The 23,196-nt window shown below is 50.0% G+C and carries 20 protein-coding genes; 16 read left to right on the forward strand and 4 right to left on the reverse strand.

Features of this window, described 5'->3' with window-relative positions; genetic code table 11:
* The first annotated feature begins 99 nt into the window (after positions 1–99).
* Both PRIO_RS07765 and trmB read left to right on the forward strand, forming a co-directional pair.
* Entirely contained in the window at positions 100–282 is a 183-nt protein-coding gene (locus tag PRIO_RS07765) for a hypothetical protein (protein ID WP_020427371.1), read from the forward strand.
* Positions 283–468: 186 nt separating this feature from the next.
* A complete protein-coding gene (trmB, locus tag PRIO_RS07770; protein WP_020427372.1) occupies positions 469–1,185 on the forward strand; it encodes a tRNA (guanosine(46)-N7)-methyltransferase TrmB in 717 nt (238 codons plus the stop codon).
* Positions 1,186–1,696: 511 nt separating this feature from the next.
* Here the strand turns inward: trmB and PRIO_RS07775 are convergent.
* Together PRIO_RS07775 and PRIO_RS07780 are read right to left on the reverse strand one after the other, a co-directional pair.
* Positions 1,697–2,812, reverse strand: coding sequence for a UDP-N-acetylglucosamine--LPS N-acetylglucosamine transferase (locus tag PRIO_RS07775; RefSeq protein WP_020427373.1), 1,116 nt, complete (start codon positions 2,810–2,812; stop codon positions 1,697–1,699).
* A 51-nt stretch (positions 2,813–2,863) separates the two neighbouring features.
* The gene (locus tag PRIO_RS07780; RefSeq protein WP_020427374.1) at positions 2,864–3,391 is read right to left on the reverse strand and encodes a phosphatase PAP2 family protein; all 528 of its coding nucleotides are present in this window, start codon (positions 3,389–3,391) and stop codon (positions 2,864–2,866) included.
* Between the two features lie 409 nt (positions 3,392–3,800).
* Between PRIO_RS07780 and PRIO_RS07785 the strand changes: the two genes are divergently transcribed.
* From PRIO_RS07785 to rplT, 4 genes are all read left to right on the forward strand, one after another.
* Positions 3,801–5,042, forward strand: a complete 1,242-nt coding sequence (locus tag PRIO_RS07785) for a glycosyltransferase family 2 protein (protein ID WP_020427375.1) — start codon at positions 3,801–3,803, stop codon at positions 5,040–5,042.
* A gap of 285 nt (positions 5,043–5,327) precedes the next feature.
* Positions 5,328–5,825, forward strand: a complete 498-nt coding sequence (gene infC, locus PRIO_RS07790) for a translation initiation factor IF-3 (RefSeq protein WP_020427376.1) — start codon at positions 5,328–5,330, stop codon at positions 5,823–5,825.
* A 57-nt stretch (positions 5,826–5,882) separates the two neighbouring features.
* The gene (gene rpmI, locus PRIO_RS07795; RefSeq protein ID WP_019912828.1) at positions 5,883–6,083 is read left to right on the forward strand and encodes a 50S ribosomal protein L35; all 201 of its coding nucleotides are present in this window, start codon (positions 5,883–5,885) and stop codon (positions 6,081–6,083) included.
* Positions 6,084–6,115: 32 nt separating this feature from the next.
* Entirely contained in the window at positions 6,116–6,475 is a 360-nt protein-coding gene (rplT, locus tag PRIO_RS07800; protein ID WP_020427377.1) for a 50S ribosomal protein L20, read from the forward strand.
* A 91-nt stretch (positions 6,476–6,566) separates the two neighbouring features.
* On the opposite strand, the gene PRIO_RS07805 is transcribed toward rplT, so the two are convergent.
* Positions 6,567–7,109: an acyl-CoA thioesterase gene (locus PRIO_RS07805; RefSeq protein WP_020427378.1), complete on the reverse strand. Its 543-nt coding sequence runs from the start codon at positions 7,107–7,109 to the stop codon at positions 6,567–6,569.
* 305 nt (positions 7,110–7,414) lie between these two features.
* On the opposite strand from PRIO_RS07805, the gene PRIO_RS07810 reads away from it, so the two are divergent.
* From PRIO_RS07810 to PRIO_RS07830, 5 genes are all read left to right on the forward strand, one after another.
* Complete coding sequence (locus tag PRIO_RS07810; protein ID WP_020427379.1) at positions 7,415–8,497, forward strand: BMP family lipoprotein; 1,083 nt, start codon at positions 7,415–7,417, stop codon at positions 8,495–8,497.
* A 181-nt stretch (positions 8,498–8,678) separates the two neighbouring features.
* A complete protein-coding gene (locus tag PRIO_RS07815; protein WP_020427380.1) occupies positions 8,679–10,217 on the forward strand; it encodes an ABC transporter ATP-binding protein in 1,539 nt (512 codons plus the stop codon).
* Positions 10,210–11,286: an ABC transporter permease gene (locus PRIO_RS07820; protein ID WP_020427381.1), complete on the forward strand. Its 1,077-nt coding sequence runs from the start codon at positions 10,210–10,212 to the stop codon at positions 11,284–11,286. Before PRIO_RS07815 ends, PRIO_RS07820 begins: the two co-directional genes overlap by 8 nt.
* Positions 11,287–12,237, forward strand: a complete 951-nt coding sequence (locus tag PRIO_RS07825) for an ABC transporter permease (RefSeq protein ID WP_020427382.1) — start codon at positions 11,287–11,289, stop codon at positions 12,235–12,237.
* Between the two features lie 210 nt (positions 12,238–12,447).
* Positions 12,448–12,780, forward strand: a complete 333-nt coding sequence (locus PRIO_RS07830; RefSeq protein ID WP_020427383.1) for a hypothetical protein — start codon at positions 12,448–12,450, stop codon at positions 12,778–12,780.
* Here the strand turns inward: PRIO_RS07830 and PRIO_RS07835 are convergent.
* Positions 12,777–13,238, reverse strand: a complete 462-nt coding sequence (locus PRIO_RS07835) for a GNAT family N-acetyltransferase (RefSeq protein ID WP_020427384.1) — start codon at positions 13,236–13,238, stop codon at positions 12,777–12,779. The genes PRIO_RS07830 and PRIO_RS07835 overlap by 4 nt on opposite strands.
* Positions 13,239–13,824: 586 nt before the next feature.
* Between PRIO_RS07835 and ilvB the strand changes: the two genes are divergently transcribed.
* The 5 genes from ilvB (at position 13,825) to PRIO_RS07860 (ending at position 23,118) form a co-directional block, all read left to right on the forward strand.
* A complete protein-coding gene (ilvB, locus tag PRIO_RS07840; RefSeq protein WP_020427385.1) occupies positions 13,825–15,573 on the forward strand; it encodes a biosynthetic-type acetolactate synthase large subunit in 1,749 nt (582 codons plus the stop codon).
* Entirely contained in the window at positions 15,570–16,058 is a 489-nt protein-coding gene (gene ilvN / locus PRIO_RS07845; protein WP_020427386.1) for an acetolactate synthase small subunit, read from the forward strand. The genes ilvB and ilvN overlap by 4 nt, the downstream gene beginning before the upstream one ends.
* 285 nt (positions 16,059–16,343) lie before the next feature.
* The gene (gene ilvC, locus PRIO_RS07850) at positions 16,344–17,336 is read left to right on the forward strand and encodes a ketol-acid reductoisomerase (protein ID WP_020427387.1); all 993 of its coding nucleotides are present in this window, start codon (positions 16,344–16,346) and stop codon (positions 17,334–17,336) included.
* Between the two features lie 112 nt (positions 17,337–17,448).
* Positions 17,449–18,990 carry a 2-isopropylmalate synthase gene (locus tag PRIO_RS07855; protein WP_020427388.1) on the forward strand — a complete coding sequence of 514 codons (1,542 nt, stop codon included), beginning with the start codon at positions 17,449–17,451 and terminating at the stop codon, positions 18,988–18,990.
* A gap of 339 nt (positions 18,991–19,329) precedes the next feature.
* A complete protein-coding gene (locus PRIO_RS07860; protein WP_020427389.1) occupies positions 19,330–23,118 on the forward strand; it encodes a collagen binding domain-containing protein in 3,789 nt (1,262 codons plus the stop codon).
* Positions 23,119–23,196: the final 78 nt, after the last annotated feature.

A 23,196-nucleotide genomic window follows, 5' to 3' on the forward strand; every position in this document is an offset into this window, starting at 1 on the left:
TTAAAATGTAAAAAAGCCGCTGCAGCCCACATAATTTCTATATCATGAATTCATAATTTCGTGTCGCAAGGTTCATAATAATATCAAGAGGTGATCACGATGAATTCTCACACGGCTTATGCCGAAGGAAAAGGCTCCATTGATGTGCAGCTGACCCCCGACGAAGCGCTGGCGCTTACGGGCGTTGAATTTAACGGCAATCACAAGATCAAGACTGAAGCACAGCGCAAGATCCGCAGTGCCTTCGAGAAGACATTTGATTTTAAGTCTTCTGCCAAGTAGACTAAGAATTGCATGAAACCATGGACCCCAATTCCAAATACAGCAAAAGGGAGTTCTTCGTCCGGCCGTACCCGGCCAGGCGGAGAATTCCTTTTTTTTCGGTGAAATCCCTTTACTTTTGCGGACAAGTTCGGCACAATATTGCAAGTGACAGTGTACGTATTAGAGAAAGCGGAGGAATACCTTATGCGTTTACGCGGAAGAAAAGGAATACGTGAAAGTCTGGAAGAGCAGACCGATCTGGTCATCCTTGATCCACGCAGCCTGAAGGGGCAGTGGTCTGAACTGTTCGGCAACGATCATCCCATCCATGTGGAGTTTGGCATGGGCAAGGGGCAGTTCATCAGCCGGATGAGCTTCAAATATCCCGATATTAACTTTATCGGCGTTGATATGTACGATGAACTGATCCGCCGTGCGGCAGAGAAGGCCCGGGCGGTCTGGGAGCCGGCAGGACAGGAGACGCCGCCTAACCTTAGAGTGGCGCTCGCCAATATTAACTATGCTGAGGAAGTGTTTGCGCCGGGGGAGCTGGAGCGCATTTACCTGAACTTCAGCGACCCATGGCCCAAGAGCAAACATGCGCGCCGCCGCCTCACCCATCCGCGGTTTCTCGACAAATACCGCGGCCTGCTCAGCCCGCTTGGCGAAATTCACCTGAAGACAGATTCGCGCAGCCTGTTTGAGTTCTCACTGAATGCCTTTGCTGACTATGGGCTGCAAATGAAGAATATTTCCCTCGATCTGCATCCGGACGGAGTGATGAACGAGGAGCATGTGATGACTGAATATGAGACCAAATTTTTTGGCCGCGGAGTTAATATTCACCGCTGCGAGGCCATTGTGGGTGCGGAAGCACTGGCGCGCTACCAGGCCACCCGCCTGGATAAGTACCGACTGTAATTGATGGAATGGATGCTAAAAGCTTCCTGAAGAGGGAGTTATCCTTTTCGGATGAAATTTATCGGGACGCGGGATGATGGTCAGTGAAGTACACTTTTCACTGGGCTTGCCGCCAATCCGGGTTCCTAGTCGGTGAACAAGCGGCTAGTTGGAAAAAGGGAACTTATTCTTCCCGAAAATCAACAATCGAGAGATTTAAGTGGAAAAAGGAAACTTAATTGGGCTGTATTACTCCACCATGGGCGAAATGGGCTGAATTAGTGTACCTTTTTCCACTTAATCTGCGGAGGACATGGTACTGGGGCAAATTAGTTATCCTTTTTCCAACTATCGCTTGCCGGTAAGCGGGGAAGCTGGACGAATGGGAAAGGAACGTTCCGCATAACCTCAAGAGGCATCAAGCTCCTGAGCTTAAAATCAAAAACGGCTGCCTGTCCAATGAAGGAGGGTGCAGCCGTTTTGTTCTTCATAATACTATATATTTGCTTAGGATTCGCTGTTCTTGCCGGCGTTATTCCAGCATATCAATAATGCTCTGGGCGCTCTGCAAGGGATGGAAGCGGGCGATTTCATCCAGATGGCTTTGCCGTTTGGCCTGCACCTCATCATAGCTGTAGAGCAGCCGTTCCATCCACCTGTCGACCACCTTCAGTGAAGTTACCGGTTCGCCCAGTCCTGCCGCCGTGAAATAACGGCAGTTCTCTTCTTCCTGGCCGGGCAGCGGGTCATAGAACAGCATGGGGATCCCCTTGGCCAGGCCTTCGCTGCAGGTCATTCCTCCCGGCTTCGTGACCAGCAGATCGGAGATCTCCATCAGCTTGTCGATTTCACGCGTGAAGCCGACCAGGGAGATGTTGGGATGGCTGTAGAGCGGATTTCCCTGCATCTCACGCAGCAGCTTCTCATTTTTGCCCAGGCAAAAAATAATCTGGAGCTTATCACGCCATCCAGCCAAAGCTGTATTGATGACTTCGTCGTTCATCATGCCCCAGCCGCCGCCCATAACCAGCACGGTCGGCATATCCTGCAGGCCGAATTGCTCCAGAATATCCGCTTTGCCCGGATGCTCCCAGAAGCTCGGGTGGACCGGCATGCCGGTGACCTGGATTTTGGCTGCAGCGACGCTGCGGTAGCGCAGCTTGGTTTTGACCTCAGGAGTGGAGACCAGATACCGGTCCACTTCCGGGCTGATCCAGGTGGCATGTGCATCGTAGTCAGTGATGACCGTGACCAGCGGGACCTTGAAGGCCGGGTCCAGCCGTTTGAGGCGGGAAACCACGGCACTGGGAATGAAGTGGGTGCAGACGATAATATCCGGTTTCAGCTGCTTCATAATATTTTGCGTATGTGTATAAAAAATGCGGTGCAGGGCAAGTGTGGTAAGACGGTTGAATGATTTCTGGTGACGGTACACATACCCCATCAGCCTGGGCTGGGAGGTCACCGTCTTCCGGTATGCCGATACAATCAGAGGCGCCAGTCTGGGATTCAGAAAGCTCCCAAGCTCCAGCACCTTGGTTTGCAGATTAGGCGACAATTTGCGCAGGCTGCTCGACAAAGCGTAAGCTGCTTGCGTGTGCCCTGCGCCGAAACCTTCCGACAGCAATAGTACTCTTTTTTTGCGCAATGTATAATCCACCTGTTTTCGTGAATGATATTCGCCGTTCCATCAGAGGCGCTAGAACCACAGGGCAATGGTGCCTGCAGCGACGCCGGAGCCTATAACCGCACCTGCCGCAACATCTGACGGATAATGCAGTCCAAGATAGATCCGCGAAAATCCGACAATGCAGGCCAGCGGCAGCAGTATGGCGGTCAGGACAGGAAAGGCCACCATATAAGGAACGGTAGAAGCGAAGATAGCTGTAGTATGGCCTGAAGGAAATGAGTGGTCCTTGAGCGGATTATGGAACGTATTCGTGCCTGGCAGCGCCAGATACGGCCGCACCCGCGGGTAGAGCTTCTTGGCGATGGCAACAGGCAGATGACTGATCGCCAGGGCAATAAGGGCCTGCAGCCCTACAGTTCTCAAAGGCTGGGGAGACAGCGCCCAGATCAGCAGATTGATGCCGATGGCACTTGTGGCCCCGCCCAGATGGGTCAGATAGAAAAGCCAGAAGTTCAGGAATGGGTTATGCAATCGTCCGTTGATCCACTTGAACAGGCGCCGCTCCAAGAGATGCAATTTCATGAATAAATGTCTCATATCTTGTCCCTCCGATAGTCCGGCTGAAGATAATTGGCGCAGCTGCAGCAATCCGGTCTATGCCATAAAGCTGTCTTTATCATACTTTTTTAAGGTAGTCCATTTCAAGAAAAAGCTCGGGTAAGCTCGGAAAATGCCAGTTTTGACTTCACAGCCACTTACACCTTACAATGATTCAAGCAGGCTGAACGCGTTTAAAAGGTAACAGAGAAATAGGGAGCCGCAGCAGCGGCAGCCGGACCATATCTTTTGACGTGATAAATATACAGGCAAGCCTGCTTTAGCCAAAGGGAAATCTAGCGGTCTTACTGTAAGGAATGCAACATAAGGGTCAGAAAGAACGTCAGCAATGCCAGAGAGAGAAAAAAACAAAAGAACATCAAGATTCGAAAAGGGGGCATCAAAGGTCATGGCAGACGCATTGTTTGTTACGCTCCAAGTGATCTTGGCGGCAATTGCAGTCTATCAGTTTACGTTTTCGTTATTCGGACTGCACAAGAAAAAGAACAAGGCACAGTTTGCTCCGCAAAAATCATTTGCTGTACTGGTCGCCGCACACAACGAGGAAGAAGTTGTCGGGGCGCTGATGGAAAATTTGAAACAGCTTAATTATCCCCGGGAACTGTACGATGTATTTGTCATCTGCGACAATTGTACGGATGGAACGGCAAGAATTGTAAGAGAGCACGGCATGAATGCCTGTGTCCGCACCAATACCAATCTGCGCGGCAAGGGATATGCGATTGAATGGATGCTTAAGGAGCTGTGGGCCATGCCGCGGCAGTACGACGCAGTCGTAATGTTCGATGCCGACAATCTTGCCCATACAGAGTTCCTGACAGAGATGAACAATGATCTCTGCTCCGGCGCAAAGGTTATTCAAGGCTACATCGATACTAAAAATCCGGAGGATTCCTGGATTACGGCCGCTTATGGCGTATCTTACTGGTACATCAACCGGCTCTGGCAGCTGTCGCGCCATAATCTGAATATGGCGAACTTCCTTGGCGGAACGGGGATGTGTTTCGAAACCAATCTGCTGAAGGAAATGGGATGGGGAGCGACAAGCCTGGTAGAGGATCTGGAGTTTACGATGCGGAGCGCATCCAAGGGCGTCTATCCCAAATTCAATTATGACGCGAAGGTATTCGACGAGAAGCCGCTGACCTTCAAGGCTTCCTCCAGACAGCGTCTGCGCTGGATGCAGGGTCACTTCACAGTAGCGCGGAGATATTTCTTTCCTCTGCTGTGGCAGAGCATAAAAGAACGCAGCCTCACGAAGTTTGACCTGGCACTGTACGGTGCCAATGTCTACATCGTGCTGCTGACCTTCCTGATGACGGCTGTAATGTGGGTCGACAACTCCATGTTCGGAGGTCCGCATATCGCCAATATTTATGGCCAGCTGCCTTTGTGGCTCAGCTATTTTGCAGTCGGCGCGAATATCCTGACCTTCCTGCTCGCAATGGCGCTGGAGAAGGTCAAATTCAAGAAAGTCTACCTGTATTTGCTGGTCTTCCCGGTTTATCTGATTTCCTGGTATCCCATTACGTTCTATGCGTTCTTTACGCAGAACAACAAGCAGTGGAGCCATACAAAGCATACGCGTGTCGTACGGCTTGAGGAAGTTCAGAGCAAGCAGGTTTCCTGATTAGAGTCATTTTACAAGAAATGCACTTGCAGTTCTTGACACAGCTTGTAGAGTGATGTATATTATTCAAGTATGCAAAACATAGGGATTGCAAGCAGAAGCACCGGCTTCTCACCTGACTGGCCTCCGCCAGCTGGTTTTGATCTCAATGCTTTATGGATGTTATAATTCATGAACGTTGATCAAACGGGGTGTCGGGAGTTACCGGCACCCCTTTTTTATGGAGAACCGCAGAATTGATTTCCCAAGAAGATCCGGAGGTGGAGTATTATCAGTAAGGAACATATGATCAATGATGAAATTCGGGCCAAAGAAGTTCGGTTGGTTGGAGCGGAAGGCGAGCAAATCGGTATCAAACCGATCCGCGAAGCGTTGCAGATGGCGATTGATCTTAATCTGGATTTAGTCAACGTAGCACCGCAGGCGAAGCCGCCGGTATGCCGCATCATGGATTACGGCAAGTTCCGTTATGAAACACAGAAGAAAGAGAAGGAAGCACGCAAGAACCAGAAGATCGTGGATATCAAGGAAGTCTGGTTCCGTGCCAACATCGAGGAACATGATTATCAGACCAAGTTCCGCAACGTCATCAAGTTTCTGGGCGAAGGCGACAAAGTGAAATGCTCTGTCCGCTTCCGCGGACGTGAGATTACCCACGCCAGCATCGGCCAGAAGATTTTGGAACGTGTGAAGAGCGAAGTGGAAGATATCTCTGTTGTGGAGCGCCAGCCCAAGCTGGAAGGACGCAGCATGATTATGATCCTGGCTCCCAAAGCCCAATAAATTTGGAGTCACTTGCACAGCAATTTGGCGCCGCATAATATTCAAGGAGGAAACACCATGCCTAAAATGAAAACCCACAGCAGTCTGAAAGGCCGTTTCAAGATTACCGGATCCGGCAAAGTACTGCGTTACAAAGCTCACAAGAATCATTTGCTTTCCCACAAATCGAAACGTGCAAAACGCGTTCTGAACGGCAATCCGGTTATGGCCCCTGGGGATGTAAGACGCTTGAAACAAGGACTCGCTAACTTGAAATAGTTTTATCACACATTTTTGGGAGGTTTATTAATATGGCAAGAGTTAAAGGCGGATTTGTAGTTCGTCGTAGACATAAAAAAGTACTGAAGCTGGCAAGAGGTTATTTTGGTTCCAAGCACCGCATTTTCAAAACTGCCAATGAGCAGGTAATGAAATCGATGCTGTACGCATACCGTGACCGTCGTCAGACTAAGCGTAACTTCCGCAGACTGTGGATCGTCCGTATCAACGCTGCAGCCCGTTTGAACGGTCTTTCCTACAGCAAGCTGGTATTCGGCCTGAAACTGGCTGGCGTAGAAGTGAACCGCAAGATGCTGGCTGACCTGGCAGTAAACGACCTTAACGCATTCAACTCCCTGGCTGTTGTAGCCAAAGAGAAGATCAACGCGTAAGCATTAGAAGTAACCGAAAAGCACCGCCTGCGGGATATCCCGTGCGACGGTGCTTTTTTTTGGGCGTTTGAAAGTGCTTTGGATAATTACTTTACTCCCAGTATTTCGTTGTACTCAGTTGAGATGCCAGCAATTTGCTGCTTGTTCTTCTGATCTTGCGCAGCTCGGAACGCTGGTCTGCTGAGGCGCTGATGAGCTTCTCTTCATCGGTCTCGGCAACGACCGCGGGTACCGGAGCCGGGGTGCCGTCTTCATGGACGGCTACGAAGGTGAGGAAGGAGGTGGCGGCAACTGCGCGTTCGCCGGTATACAGGTTTTCCGAGATGATTTTGACAAAGACTTCAATGCTGGTTCTGCCTGTCCAGGAGACGAAGGATTCGAAACACACAGAATCAGTGGGCCTAATGGGCAGGAGAAAGTCAACAGAGTCCGCTGAGGCGGTTACGACATTCGTGCGGCAGTGGCGCATTGCAGAGATGGAGGCCACTTCGTCAATCGTACTCATCAGCTTGCCGCCGAACAGCGTCTTATGATTATTGACATCATTCGGGAATACACGGCTTGTCTTGAACACGCGGGATTCCCGGCAGTATTTGAAGTCCGGTGCAGCTTGGGGTTGGTTTTGATCATCCATTATACAGTACTCCCTTTTCTACAATATGTAGTCATCCATGATAATAGAAAACTCATAACTGTGCAATAATATATATAATGAACCGAAATAAATCAAGCTTATCTGAGCCTTTCTGACATAGTTTGATCATTTTATTGACATACAATGTAATAGTAAGCGATTTCTTGTGGGAAAATGCAAATTATTATTGACCTGAGGTCATTAATGGACTGGATTTTAGGTTTTTTACCAGTTATAATTTGACTTAATGGTATGTCCAAGCAGAACACAGAAGACATCCAATTTTTTAAGGGGGATCACACTCGATGAAGAAGTTTTACCAACTTTCTCTTGTTATGTTGCTGGCATTCACTGTCGTTCTGGCAGGCTGCGGAAACAACAACAACAACTCCGGCAACGCAGGAGGCAAAAACGCCGGAACAGCAACCAATGCGCCAGCTGAAGCAACAGCAGCGCCAACGGAAGCTCCCAAAACCGACGTTAAAGTAGGTATGGTTACCGACGTAGGCGGCGTAAATGACAAATCGTTTAACCAATCTGCTTGGGAAGCTCTGCAGGCTCTTCAAAAGGAAACCGGCATTGATATCAAGTATCTGCAAAGTAAATCCAATGCAGACTACGAGCCGAACCTGAACCAGTTCGTTAAAGGCGGCTATAACCTGACTTGGGGTATCGGTTTTGACCTTGGCGATGCTATTAAGAAGGTTGCTACTGAGAATCCGAATGCCAACCTTGCAATCATCGACAGCGTGGTAGATGCTCCTAACGTTGAATCCGTAACTTTCTCCGAGAATGAAGGTTCCTTCCTGGTTGGTGTGGTTGCAGGCCTGACTACAAAAACCAACAAAGTAGGCTTCATCGGCGGTATGGAAAGCCCGGTTATCAAACGTTTTGAAGTTGGTTTCAAAGCTGGCGTAGAAGCTGTTAACCCTAAGGCAACAGTGAAAATCACATACGCTGGTGCGTATGACAAGCCAGACATTGGTAAGTCTCTGGCTGCGACCCTGTACAATGATGGCAATGACATCATCTTCCCTGCTGCAGGCGCAACTGGCAACGGTGTATTCAACGAAGCTAAATCCCGCAACAAAGCAGGCGGCGCTAAAGTTTGGGTAATCGGTGTAGACAAAGACCAATCCCTGGAGTTTGGCGATGATGTAACACTGACTTCCATGATCAAACGTGTAGACGAAGCGGTTAAGAAAGTTTCCCAGCAGGTTATTGACGGAACCTTCAAAGGCGGCACTACAACTGTACTGGGTCTGAAAGACAACGGTGTAGGCCTTCCTGAAACTTCCAAGGCTAACGTATCCGCTGATATTCTTGCCAAGGTTGACGAATACACCAAACAAATCATCGATGGAACAATCAAAGTTCCTTCCGAGTAATACTAACTTGACGTTTCTTGCATTACAATAATGAACAAGGGACAAGGCCGGTTATTGAGCTGGCCTTGTTCCTTGTTAGAGACAGTCATCCGGCAATAGGTTCAACACAGTGGTACCGTCCTTCAGGGGGCGGTACAGCCGTGTCTATAAGGCAATAATATTCTGTGATGAGGGTGATTCCATGAGTGCTGCGGCTCCTGTTGTAGAGTTGAAGCAAATCACAAAACGCTTTCCCGGTATCGTTGCGAACGACTCAATCAGTCTTACGCTCGAAAAAGGAGAAATTCATGCACTGCTTGGTGAGAACGGAGCAGGCAAATCCACTTTGATGAATATCGTCTTCGGACTGTATCAGCCCGATGAGGGCAGCATCGAAATCGGCGGGAAACCGGTTATTATCGATAACCCCAATAAAGCGATTGAGCTTGGCATTGGAATGGTTCACCAGCATTTCAAGCTTGTAGAGCCTTTTACGGTAACCGAGAACATTGTTCTGGGCATGGAACCGAAAAAAGGTCTTAAAATCGACTATAAATCCGCTGCGGAGCAGGTTCGCAAGCTATCGGAGCAGTATGGCCTCCAAGTCAATCCAAATGCCAAAATTCATGACATTTCGGTCGGCATGCAGCAAAGGGTAGAGATTATGAAGACCCTGTACCGCGGTGCGGATATACTAATATTCGACGAGCCTACCGCTGTGCTTACGCCACAGGAAATCACGGAACTGATGGCGATTATGAAGCGGCTCGTTGCAGAGGGCAAGTCCATCATTCTGATTACACATAAGCTGAAAGAAATCATGGAGATTTCCGACAGGGTTACCATCATCCGCCGGGGCAAGGTCATTGATACTGTAAAGACAGCCGGCACCAATCCCAACGAACTGGCCGAAAAAATGGTCGGACGCGGGGTAACCTTCAAGGTGGAGAAGCAGAATCCCCATATTGGCTCAAGCGTGCTTAAGTTGACAAATGTCAGCAGCAAGAGCAAAGAAGGGGTGGCAGTTTTAAATGGCCTCAGTTTTGAAGTGAAGGCTGGCGAGATCCTCGGAATAGCAGGAGTTGACGGCAACGGACAAAGCGAGCTGATTCAGGCGATTACGGGGCTTCGCAAGATTGATTCAGGTTCCATTACTGTATCAGGCAAAGAGATTGCTAACCTGAGTCCGCGGAAAGTCTCTGAAATGAATGTTTCCCATATTCCGGAAGACCGTCACAAACATGGCCTCGTACTGGACTTTACAGTCAGCGAGAATATGGTGCTGGAGACGTATTATAAGAGTCCATACAACCAGAATGGATTCTTGAACAAAGAAGTCATTGATCAGCATGCTGAGGATTTGGTCAAGCAGTTTGACGTCCGAACGCCTTCCATTGAGAACAAAGCGCGCTCCTTGTCAGGAGGTAACCAACAGAAAGCGATTATTGCGCGGGAAATAGACAAAAATCCGACACTGCTGATTGCGGCCCAGCCGACGCGCGGTCTTGATGTCGGTGCAATCGAATTTGTGCAGAAGCAGCTGATTGCCCAGCGGGACCAGGGCAAAGCGGTGCTGCTAATTTCTTTTGAACTCGATGAAATCATGAATGTATCTGACAGAATCGCCGTCATTTACGAAGGCCAGATTGTCGGTGAAGTATTCCCGCAGGATACCAACGATCAGGAACTGGGTCTGATGATGGCGGGAAGCTTGAAACGGGGAGGCCATGCGGATGTCTAGACTCAGAAAAATATTTGCGACCGACAGCTACATCGTTCCGCTAGTTGCAATTGTAATGGGCTTTCTGGTGGGGGCTATCGTTATGCTGGTGGGCGGATACGATCCTATCGCTGCATACTCTGCGCTGTTCAAACGCGTATTTGGCACCCCGTATGATTTTGGTGAGGCTATCCGTGAGATGACCCCACTGATGTTCACAGGACTTGCAGTAGCCTTTGCATTCCGTTCAGGAATGTTTAATATTGGCGCTGACGGTCAAGTGCTCATTGGCATGACAGCCGCTTCTGTGGTTGGCATCAAGTTTGCCGGGACTCTGCCAAGCTTCGTGCTTGTACCGCTGGCTGTTATTATTGCCGGGGTCTGTGGCGGCCTCTGGGCGGGGATTGCCGGGTACCTGAAGGCGAAACGCGGAATTAATGAAGTTATTACTACCATCATGCTCAACTGGGTTGCGCTGTTCCTGTCTAACTATATTGTCAGATCCTTTCTGCTGCTTCAAGGGCAGAACCGTTCTGAGGATATCCCGGCTTCGCTCTCGATGACATTTCTGAATTCCGTGTTTGATAATGCCCGGCTCCACTGGGGAACAGTGATCGCGCTTGCTGCAGCAGTGTTCTTCTATGTGTACCTATGGAAGACCAAACAGGGATATGAAATGCGTGCTGTCGGCCTGAACCCGCATGCTGCAGAATACGCAGGAATGAATGTTGGCCGCAATGTGATGAAGGCCATGTTCATCAGCGGTGTGTTTGCCGGTCTTGCCGGGGCAGGGGAAGTGCTTGGCGTGTTCCACTATCAATCTGTGTTTGCGGCCTCTCCCGGTTATGGCTTTGACGGCATTGCCGTTGCTTTGCTGGGCTTGACACATCCGCTTGGAGTAATTTTGGCTGCGATTCTCTATGGTACGCTGACCTATGGATCAGCGGGCATGAGCTTTGGGGCGGATGTTCCTCCTGAGCTGATCCGAATCGTTATTGGTTCCATTATTTTCTTCATTGCGGCACAAGGAATTGTGCGCTGGGTGCTCAAACCGTTCTACTTCAAGCGCAAGAAAGAGAAGGTGTTATAGATGGAGATATTAGGCCAATTGCTCAATACAACGCTAGTTTTTTCCACAGCGCTGATATTTGCCGCCCTCGGTGGCATCTTCTCTGAACGTTCCGGTGTCGTGAATATTGGACTTGAAGGCTTAATGATGTTTGGTGCCTTTGCCGCAGCCGTAGGCGGATATTACGCTCAGGATGCCGGTATGGGAGACTGGGCTCCATGGATCGGCGTGTTGTGTGCAATGGTTGTAGGCGTGCTTGGCGCGCTTATTCATGCGGTGGCGTCGATTACATTCAAGGCAGATCAGACGATCAGCGGTACGGTCATCAACTTTCTGGCTGCGGGCAGCACCCTTTATGTAGTCAAGCTGATCTTTGAAGGAGCCGGCGAAACGCCGCTGCTGGATGGGTTCAATAAAGTGGCTATTCCTGGACTCTCCAAGATTCCGGTCATCGGTGAGGGAATATTCAACTCCTATCCCACGACATATCTTGCGATTATATTGGTTATTGTGATTTATTTTGTGCTCTTCAAAACTCCGTTTGGCCTTCGTCTGCGTTCTGTAGGGGAGCATCCAAGTGCTGCAGATACACTCGGTGTCAACGTAAACCGGATGAGATATATCGGAGTAATGCTGAGCGGACTGCTGGCGGGTATTGGCGGAGCGACCATTACGCTTACGACCACGGGCACCTTTGCCCATAACACGGTTTCCGGTCAGGGGTTTATCGCTATTGCAGCGATGATCTTTGGGAAATGGAATCCGCTTGGCGCTTTTGGGGCTGCTGTATTTTTCGGCCTGTCCCAGGCGATCCGCAACTATGTCCAGTTGTTCGAATGGTCCAAAGACATCCCGCAGGAGTTTATCTTCATGATTCCTTATGTACTAACCATTATCGTTCTGGTGAGTGCGGTTGGACGTTCTTCGGCTCCAAAGGCATTGGGCGAACCTTACGACCCGAGCAAACGATAGACGTTATTATTCCCTGCCTTACACAAGCGTGTATAACGCATTTCCGGACTTTTCCGGGAATGCGTTTTTTTTGTTGAAGCTGCAAGAGAGGCTGACGGGGACAGGTGTACAGGCGAAGCGTTATGCGCGCGAATAGACTGTTGTGAAGATGAAACTTTAGCGCAGATTGCAGCGGGTTTTATTGAGTATTCATTTTTTAGGAGGGATAATATGGCACAGCCGGTGACGAAGAAACAGGTGATGAAGCTGGTAGGCAAAAATATTGTCGCAGTGAAAAAGGATGGCACAAAAGTGTCCGGCAAGCTGCTCCGCGTGTCGGGCAACCGTCTGGTTTTACAACGGGTCAGCGGTAAAAAAGTGCAAACCAAAGCGCTGATTCCGCTGGTGCTGTTTGATTTGCTGGCCGTCGGTACGGCACCTTACGCATACGGAGGTTATGGTTACCCCGGCGTTCCTTACGGCGGTTACGGCCCCGGTCCGGTTCCTGGACCATATGGCGGCTACGGGCCTGGATATGGCGTTCCGCCGATTGGTTTCTTTTAAGCTCTGAATCTGTTGGCTAACAGTTTTTCGAATTCATAGCAGAAGTTTTGCGGCTGATAACGGGCTACGCTGTAGCCCAATTTTTGATAAAAGGAAATGCCTGGCGCATTGCCCGCATCCACGGATATCTTGGCCCTTAGACAACCGCGTGATAGTGCAAAGCGCTCGGCTCTGTCCATAAGCATATTCCCCCAGCGTTTGCGTCTTGCGGCAGGGGCTATGGCCAGCATGTCAATATAGAGCAAATCTCCATGCAGCATAAAGTGTACAAATCCCAGCGGATCGCTCTCATAATCCGGACAAGCCACAAGGGTGACCCCTTGCCCCAGACGCCGGGGCAGATCTTTTCGGATCTGGTTGATAACGGTCTGTGGAAGATGTGATAATGGAACCAGTTGCTTTTCAATCAAGTCAAGAATCACGGCATCATCCTGCTTGGGTCTGCGGTAGCGAATCATAAAGCGCCCCCTTCACGCATTGTCGTATATCATATGCTCTAAGGGGTGTGGGCGTTCCGGCAAGGAAAGAACAACATTTTGTGACGATTGCCCAAAAGAAGGGTATTGACTAACCGTGTGAGGAATCATATAATGTGTCTAAACATTTACGAACATATAATCATCGGCAATGATGAGGACGAAGTTTTAAGGGCTCTTTTGCTCAGAGAGTGAGAGGAATTGCTGCAACCTCCACCAGAATCCCTTATATACGAGCTCACCTCGGAGCTGTTTTCCTGAAAGGTCCACCGGCAAGAGTGGTGGAATTATTAGGGGGAATCGTTTGGTCCGCGTTAGGGACTTCAGGTTACAAAGATTTGGGCCCTGCCTACATCGATGGATTTTTGTATCCTGATAAGGCGTTGCATCGTGAGATGCAATGCAAACATGGGTGGTACCACGGAAGATCAACCTTTCGTCCCTCACGCGCTGTCTTCTGCGCGTGGGAGGCGGAAGGTTTTTTTGTTGCCAGGAACCTTAACAGTTGAATTCATAGACGGTCTGTCATTCCCATAATGCATGTTAACTATTGAAGGGAGGAATACTGATGAGCGCGCCAACACCGGAGATGCGGTCTATAGAGCAGTTACGTGAGAAATGGAAGAATCCCGAGGTGATTACGGGTTCCGAAGTCCTGCTGCGCAGTCTTGTAATGGAAGGGGTTGATACCGTCTTTGGGTATCCGGGCGGTGCAGTGTTGTATATCTATGATGCGCTTCACGGCTTCACGGATTTCAAGCATATCCTTACACGGCATGAGCAGGGCGCGATTCACGCGGCTGACGGCTATGCCAGAGCAAGCGGCAAAGCGGGTGTGTGTATTGCTACCTCCGGTCCGGGAGCAACCAATCTGGTAACGGGGATCGCGACCGCTTATATGGACTCGGTGCCACTTGTGGTAATCACGGGCAATGTTTTCTCCAGCCTGATTGGAACCGACGCTTTCCAGGAAGCGGATATTACAGGCATTACGATGCCGATTACGAAGCACAGCTATCTGGTACGCGATGTTGAAGAACTTCCACGCGTCATTCATGAAGCTTTCCATATCGCCAACACCGGCCGCAAAGGTCCGGTACTGATCGACATTACGAAGGATGTATCGGCTGCCAAGACACTGTATAGTCCGGTGCAGCAGCAAGGCGTTAACCTCCGCGGCTATAACCCGCGTACAGTTCCGAACAAGCTCCAGCTGGATAAGCTGGTCCGGGCTATTTCGGAGGCGGAACGTCCAATCATTATTGCAGGCGGCGGGGTGATCTACTCCGGAGCACATGAAGCAATGTATGAATTCGTGAAGCGGACGGAAATCCCGATCACAACTACATTGCTGGGCCTGGGCTGTTATCCGAGTGCGGATGAGCTGTGGATGGGAATGCCCGGCATGCACGGAACGTATACAGCGAACAATGCCATTCAGCAATGCGATTTGCTGATCAACATCGGTGCCCGCTTCGATGACCGTGTGACCGGCAACCTGGACGGTTTTGCGCCAAAAGCAAAAATCGTTCACATCGACATCGATCCGGCGGAAATCGGCAAAAACGTATCGCCTGACATTCCGATTGTCGGAGATGTGAAGACCGTGTTGGAGATGCTGATTCCTGAGGTGAGCCGTGCAGCGGGCGCTGATGCCTGGAGAACGCAGATTGCCCAGTGGAAGCTGGATTATCCGCTCCGCTACAACGATTCTGAGACAGAGCTCAAACCGCAGTGGGTAATTCAGATGATTAATGACACCACCAAAGGTGAAGCTATCATTACTACCGATGTTGGACAACACCAGATGTGGGCTGCCCAATATTACAAGTTCAATCATCCCCGTTCATGGATTACTTCCGGGGGGCTTGGCACGATGGGCTTCGGATTCCCGTCGGCGATCGGAGCGCAGATGGCGCATCCGGAACGGCTGGTAGTTTCCATTAATGGTGACGGCGGCATGCAGATGTGTTCGCAGGAGCTTGCGATCTGTGCGATCCATAATATCCCGGTCAAAATCGTGGTTATTAACAACGAGGTTCTGGGGATGGTCCGGCAGTGGCAGACCCTCATTTATGATAAGCGTTACAGCTATACCGACCTTGCAGGCAGCCCGGATTTCGTCAAGCTGGCTGAAGCATACGGGGTAAAAGGACTTCGGGCAACGAACAAGGAAGAAGCAGGCGCTGCGTGGAAGGAAGCCCTGGAAACGCCGGGACCCGTTCTGGTAGAATTCGTTGTTCCCAAGGACGAGAATGTCTACCCGATGGTAACTCAAGGGTCGACCATCGATCAAATGCTGATGGGGGATGAATGACAGTGATGAGACATACGATTGCTGTGCTTGTGAATGACCAGCCGGGTGTGCTGCAGCGGGTGTCAGGCCTGTTCGGGCGCCGGGGCTTCAATATTGAGAGCATCACCGTCGGGCAGTCCGAAGAGGCCGGCCTGTCCCGGATGGTCATTGTTACACTTGGCGACCAGCACACGCTGGAGCAGATCGAGAAGCAGCTCTACAAGCTGATCGATGTGATCAAGGTAGTGGATCTTGGCTCCAAGCCGATGGTTGCCCGTGAGCTGGCGCTCATCAAGGTCAAAGCGGAACCGGCGGAACGTCCGGAAATTATGGGTGTTGTTGAAACCTTCCGCGCTTCCGTGGTGGATATCGGCACAACCAGCCTGCTTGTGCAGGTGGTTGGGGATACCCAGAAGATTGATGCCATGATCGAACTGCTTAAGCCATATGGCATCAAAGAGCTGTCCCGTACCGGCGTTACAGCAATGATCCGGGGAAATGCCTGATCATTATAGTTTAAAATATAAGACTTTATATGCTTCGCACCATAAAGTATCCTTCTATTTCTCGCTGAAACGGAAGCCGCCTCTTTTAGAGGCCGGCTAGGTTGTTTCCACTTGCGGCTTTAACGAATTGCTGCTGGTTTGCATTAATTTGATAAGATGATGGAAGGGCAATTCCCGCGAAAGAGCGGGGGCTTGAAGAGCAGCCGGTCCATTCTTCAACCCTGAAGGCTCTCTTGAAGCACCCGCTCTTTACGATGGGTCCCAAATTAAAGGAGGATATTGACAATGGCAGTGACAACGTACTATGAACAGGATGCAGAACTTAGTGTACTAAAAGGGAAGACAATTGCAGTAATCGGGTACGGCAGCCAAGGGCATGCCCAGGCACAGAACCTGCGTGACAGCGGTCTTCAGGTTGTCATCGGCCTGCGCGAAGGCAAATCGTTCGAAACCGCCAAGAATGACGGCTTTGAAGTGCTGCCGGTAGCTGAAGCAGTATCCCGTGCGGATGTAGTGCAAATTCTGATGCCGGACGAAACTCAGGCATCCGTCTATAAAAATGAAATCGAGCCGAACCTCAAAAACGGCGCAGCGCTGATGTTCTCCCACGGCTTCAACGTTCATTTCGGCCAAATCGTGGCACCTAAGGATGCGGATGTGCTGCTGGTAGCACCGAAATCCCCGGGCCACATGGTTCGCCGCACTTATGTTGAAGGCTTCGGCGTTCCCGGCCTGATCGCGATTGAACAAAATGCAACCGGCAATGCCCAAGCGATTGGCCTTGCTTATGCCAAAGGCATCGGCTGTACACGTGCAGGGGTTATCGAAACCTCATTCCGTGAAGAAACCGAAACCGATCTGTTCGGTGAACAGGCCGTTCTGTGCGGCGGCGTATCCGCGCTGATCAAAGCCGGCTTCGAGACACTTACTGAAGCAGGTTATGCTCCTGAAATGGCATATTTCGAATGTCTGCATGAAATGAAGCTGATTGTTGACCTTGTGTATGAAGGCGGACTTGCCACCATGCGCGATTCCATCAGCAACACTGCTGAGTACGGTGACTATGTAACAGGCCCGCGCATCATTACTGACGAAACCAAAAAGGCAATGAAAGCAGTGCTCAGCGATATCCAGCAAGGTAAATTCGCCCGCGACTTTATCCTTGAGAATCAATCCGGCCGTGCATTCCTGACGGCTACCCGCCGCAACGAAGCCGCTCATCCGGTTGAAGTTGTAGGCAGCCAGCTGCGTGAAATGATGCACTGGATTAAGAAATAGTCTCATATACTTACAATAATGAACGTACTATAGTGTGATTCTCAAATGCGGCCGTATTTTGCGGGCCGCATTTGAGGGTTGTAGCACAAACTTGTTGGGGAGGTGCTCAGCTTTGCGGAAAATATATGTATTCGACACGACGCTGCGTGACGGAGAGCAGTCGCCGGGGGTGAACCTCAATACAAGGGAAAAGGTAGAGATTGCCTACCAGCTTGAGAAGCTGGGGATCGACCGGATGGAGGCGGGATTTCCCGCAGCTTCGCCAGGAGATCTGGCTGCAGTGAATGCTGTGGCGAGAGCAGTGAAGAATGTAACGCTGATCGGCCTCTCCCGCTCCAGAGAAAGCGACATTGATGCAGTTCGTGAAGCGCTTCAAGGGGCACAGGACCCGTGTATTCATCTGTTCCTGGCGACTTCACCGATTCACCGGCAGCATAAGCTGCGTATGGAAAAGGCCCAGGTGCTGGAAACTGCACAGGCCGCCATCCGTTATGCCAAAAAATACTTCTCCAAGCTGGAGTTCTCACTTGAGGATGCTGGCCGCACCGAACGCGACTTCATGGCTGAAATGGTGGCAATGGCGATCCGGGAGGGGGCAAATGTAGTCAATATTCCGGATACTGTAGGCTATTTGAACCCATCGGAATATGGTGCGATCTTCAAATTTCTTAAGGACACCGTGCCGGATATTGAGAAGGTTCAGCTTAGCGCCCACTGTCATAATGATCTGGGTATGGCTACAGCGAACACGCTCGCTGCCATCCAGAATGGTGCCGACCAGATCGAAGGCACCATCAACGGGATCGGCGAACGTGCGGGGAATACCGCTATTGAAGAAGTGGCTTTGGCGCTGGAGACACGCAGCGAGTTTTTTGATGCCAAAACGTCCCTGGTGCTGTCCGAAATCTCCCGTACCAGCCGTCTGGTCAGCAGGCTGACAGGCATGGTCGTCCCTGGCAACAAGGCGATTGTCGGGGCCAACGCGTTTGCCCACGAGTCGGGAATTCACCAGGACGGCATGCTGAAGGAGAAGACCACCTACGAAATCATGACTCCAGAAACCATCGGGCTCAAAGAGAGCAAGCTGGTGCTTGGCAAGCATTCCGGGCGCCATGCGTTCCGCGACAAGCTCAGGGATCTGGGTTATGACCTTTTGGAGGAGGAACTGAACGCAGCGTTTGCCAAGTTCAAGGACTTGGCCGATAAGAAAAAGGAAGTATCGGATGAGGACATTCTGGCGCTGCTGGAAGAAAAACTGCTCGATACACCAGAGGTGTTCAGCCTGCAGACGATTTATGTTACTTACGGCAATGAGGCCACCCCATCAGCGACGATAACGATTAAAGGGCCGGAGCCGCAGCCGATTGTTGCGGTTGCTGAAGGCAATGGCTCGGTTGATGCCATTTACAACGCCATTGACCAGGCGACCCGTGAGGAAGTTACGCTGGGCGATTATTCCATCAAGGCCGTGAGTAGAGGCAAAGACGCCCAGGGTGAGGTTCACGTAGTGTTGTCTCAGGGCGAGGTTGCTGCGCAGGGCCGCGGGCTCAGTACCGATATTCTGGAGGCAAGCGCCAGAGCCTATCTGAACGCGCTGAACAAGCTGCTGGAGAAACGGAAAACCTATACAAAGCGTGATCACGCGAATCTGTAAAACCGCCGGGGCTGATACAAAAACAGCCTTTAGCGCAGCTTTATACTTTTGAATAATTATGCATATTGAGCTGTTCAGACCGTAGAGGAATCTAGGGTTTGAACAGCTTTTTTGTGATGTCCAGCCGGGCGGCAAAATGATATTAGCGATTAATCAGTGACTTTAATTACTGGAAATATTGTCGATTTTGCGAATATCCCTGTTTTTTTGTCTTTTATAAGACATATAGGGCCAATGGTATAGATCTGTTCAGAAATTGTTCATCACGGGAGATTACAATTCAATGAGCACAGGATACGCAAATAATTATAAAATGTGAAATGGAGGTTTACTGTAACGATGCTCAAAAAAAGAATAGCAGCCATACTCAGCGTTCTTATAATAATTGTACAAGGCGCTTACGGGCTGGGCTTCAATACTCAAGCTCATGCTGCGGAAATTACGGATAATATCATCACCAGCGTGACAATGGCCGTGTATGATAACGGGGTTCCCGTAACTGATGTGGTTTACAAGCAGGGCGCTGAAGTGAAGCTTACTTATGATTGGGAGCTGCCGGATAATACTTATCAGGAAGGGGATACTTACAGTTTCGAGCTGCCGGACCATTTTGTGCTGGCCAGCGACATCATGGGGACTCCGCTGCAGGCGGATGGCCTTACTTTGGGACATTTTGATGTGCTGAAGGGTAATCCCAATAAAGTTATCATGACTTTTGGCCAGGATGTTGATAAATATTTTGGCGTGCATGGCTCTTTCTCGATTAATACGAAATTTGATAAAGCCAGCTTTACTGAAACGACTGAGCAGCACATCGTCTTTCCGGTTAACGGAGGCAACCAGACTGTAACGCTTGAGTTTGTTCCGGATAATGCTTCAATTATTGAAAAAAGCGGCAGGCCTGTTGGCACCAACAAGGATGGTCTGAACGCGAAGCAAATCACTTGGACGGTCGACGTGAACAAGGTGCTGTCGAGTGTCTATGACGCCTCTGTCACAGATGTTATCCCGGCTGGCCTTGCTTTAACGGACCCGCTGGATGTAAAAGTGTATGAGCTTAACGTGAAGCTGGACGGATCGGCGGTGCAGGGGGCGGAAATCCCTTCTTCCCAGTATGCGGTGACAGATCCCTCCGGAAATTTGAACGTAGCCTTCAAGCAATCTCCCATAACGGGCGCATACCGTATTCAATTTACTACAGACATTACAGATCTTACAAAAAAGAGCTTCACCAATGAAGCTTCTTTAAAGGGTACCGCACTGCCGGCATCGAAGTCATCGGCAACGGTTAATGTGAGCTATGGAACACCATTGAAGAAAACCTCCAGTGCATATGATCCTAATACCCAGACGACTACCTGGGAGATCGATTACAATTACAATGAACTACCGGTTGCCCAGGCGAATGCTGTGCTGAAGGATTATTTTGACAACACACAGGAGCTGGTGGCAGATTCTCTGCAGGTCTTCCCGGTTAGCTTTTTGACGAATGCCGGAGGAACAGTGGGCGACACACCTGTGAGCAATTATACGCTGATATCTCCATCAACTGCGCCTAGCGGGAAAAACGGCTTTGAACTGAAGTTCAACAGTGACATCAACAGTGCTTACAAAATCAAATACAAAACCAAGGCCACCGGCCGTGTTGAGAAGGATACAACAGTAACAAATACCGTTTACTCCGGGGACACTTATGAAACCGGCACACGCAGCATCCGTCAGGTGATTATTGCCAAAACGCTGCCAAGCAGCGGTATCGATTATGCCAACAAAAAGGTAAAATGGTCCGTGACCATCAATGCCGACAGCTATCAAATGGATAATGTAATCGTCAAGGATGCTTTCCCAAACAAAGGGCTGAAAATCATCCCCGGCAGCATCGTTGTCAAGAAAGGCGATACCGTGATTACCACGGGCTTCTCGATTCAGAATGAAATACCGGATACCGGTTTTGAGGTGAAGTTTAATTCGCAGATTACCGGACCGTACACCATTACTTATGAAACTTATTTTGATAATCAATGGCTCGCCAGTGACTGGTTGACCACGGATGCCAAGTTTGTGAACCGGGCGACAGTGGAATGGACCAAACCGGGCTCCGCGGATGTGAACACCAAAACCGTTACCGCATCCTTTGATCCTAAACCGGCGGAAAAAGCCAACGGCTACAAAAACGGCTCCTATAATGCGTCCAGCAAGGAAATTATCTGGTCCGTAGGGGTCAATTATAACCGCAACCCGCTTAACAGCGCCGAGGTTACCGATACTATAGAAGGCAAGCAGGAATATGTTCCGGGATCCGTAGAAATCTACAATATGATCGTGGCCAAAAATGGCGACTACAGCCAGGGAACGGCCAAGCTGACACTTAACACGGATTATACAGTCTCTTACAACGAGACCACGAAGCTGTTAAAAGTGAAGTTCACGAAGAAGATTGAATCTGGATACATCATCAATTTCAAAACAAGTCTAAAGGGAAAATTGGTCGACAGTCCTGCAATTACGAATACTGCGAATCTGTACAATGAAGGCAAGGAGGAATCGAAGGATCTTACGGCTTCGCTGACGATTCCCAAGGCTAATGAATTTGTGCAGAAGAGCGGCAGCCAGAGCAATACTAAGATCAAATGGACCGTCAGCATCAACTACAGCCAGTCGTATATCGAAGATGCGGTAGTCACGGATGATCCGAGCGATAATCAAATCCTGCTGGCGGATTCTTTTAAGCTCTATGCGACTACGGTAAATCCTGCTGGAGATGTAGCGAAAACAGGAACTCCATTGGTTGATGGAAAAGATTATGAACTGACAATCACTACCGACCTTGATTCGGGAAAACAGCAGTTTGTGCTGAAATTCAAAGCACCTATTGAAAAAGCTTATATTCTGGAGTACGAATCGCTGATTGTAGCGAACAATAACGATAAGGTAACCAACAAAGTCGGACTGACCGGCAAGAATTCCACAACCATTACGAAGACCAGCACCAAAGATATTACAGTTGCGCTGTCTTCGGCGGATGGAGTGGGCACAGGCACCAGAAAAGCACTGAAAATCATCAAGGCCGACGGTGCTGATCAATCGAAGCTGAGCGGGGCAACCTTTGCGCTGTACCGCAAATCAGGCTCAAGCGAAGTGCTCTTTAATACCCTTACAACAGATGCGAATGGAGAGGCAGTATTTAAAAACCTGTGGCCGGGTAAGTATCTGCTGCAGGAAATCAGCGCACCTTCCGGATATGTTCTGGATTCGGGTAAAAAAGCTGTTACTTTCGATTCGACAACAGCCATAGTGGAAGAATTCAAAGTTTATAATCAAAAAGCAGCAACACCAACACCATCGGCAACGCCGACAGCGTCGCCGACGGCATCTCCGGTAGTGTCGCCAACGCCGACACCGACGGTGAAGCCGACCGAGACACCGACGCCAACAGCAACGCCAACACCAACGCCGACGCCAACAGCAACGCCGACGCCAACAGTAACGCCAACACCAACACCAACAGCAACACCGACACCAACGCCAACAGTAACACCAACGCCAACAGTAACACCGACAGCAACAGCAACAGCAACGCCGACTACGCCGCCAGTGATCGACTATTCGACTCCGACTCCAGTGACTTCATCGGTGCCGGGAACAGTAGTCACCCCTGGACCATCGGCAACACCAGCAGCAACGCCGTCTGCCTCACCGGTACAGACGCCGGCTGTTCCGCAACCCACAGCCGTCACCACCGATGAGGAAGTACCTATCGATGGGGAGATTCCATTGGGAGGGGTTCCGAGCATCGGTGAACAGCCTGCACATGGTACCGTGAAGATTACACCGGATGGCAAATGGACATATACCCCTGATCCCGGCTATACCGGTAAAGACAAATTTACAATTGTCGTTACCGATAAAGACGGCAATGAGGAAGAAGAAATCATTGAAGTAGGTGTCGATGAAGTGCCGAAGGGGACTGTAACCGATACACCGGACACTGGGGAAAACGGGCTGCCCGGCAAACTTCCGCAGACCGGAGAAAACAGTCCATTGCCGCTTTACTTGACAGGCGGCGGCTTAATGATTCTGGGAGCCGTTATGTCCAGAAGGTTCAAGAACCACAAAAAATCGAAGTAACCAAGTATTAAAATTCATGCCAAAGACACCCGAGGGCGTATGTATCCCCGGGTGTCTTTGGCTGTGTACATACTAAAT

This window comes from Paenibacillus riograndensis SBR5 (genome assembly GCF_000981585.1).
Taxonomy (GTDB): Bacteria; Bacillota; Bacilli; order Paenibacillales; family Paenibacillaceae; genus Paenibacillus_AQ; species Paenibacillus_AQ riograndensis.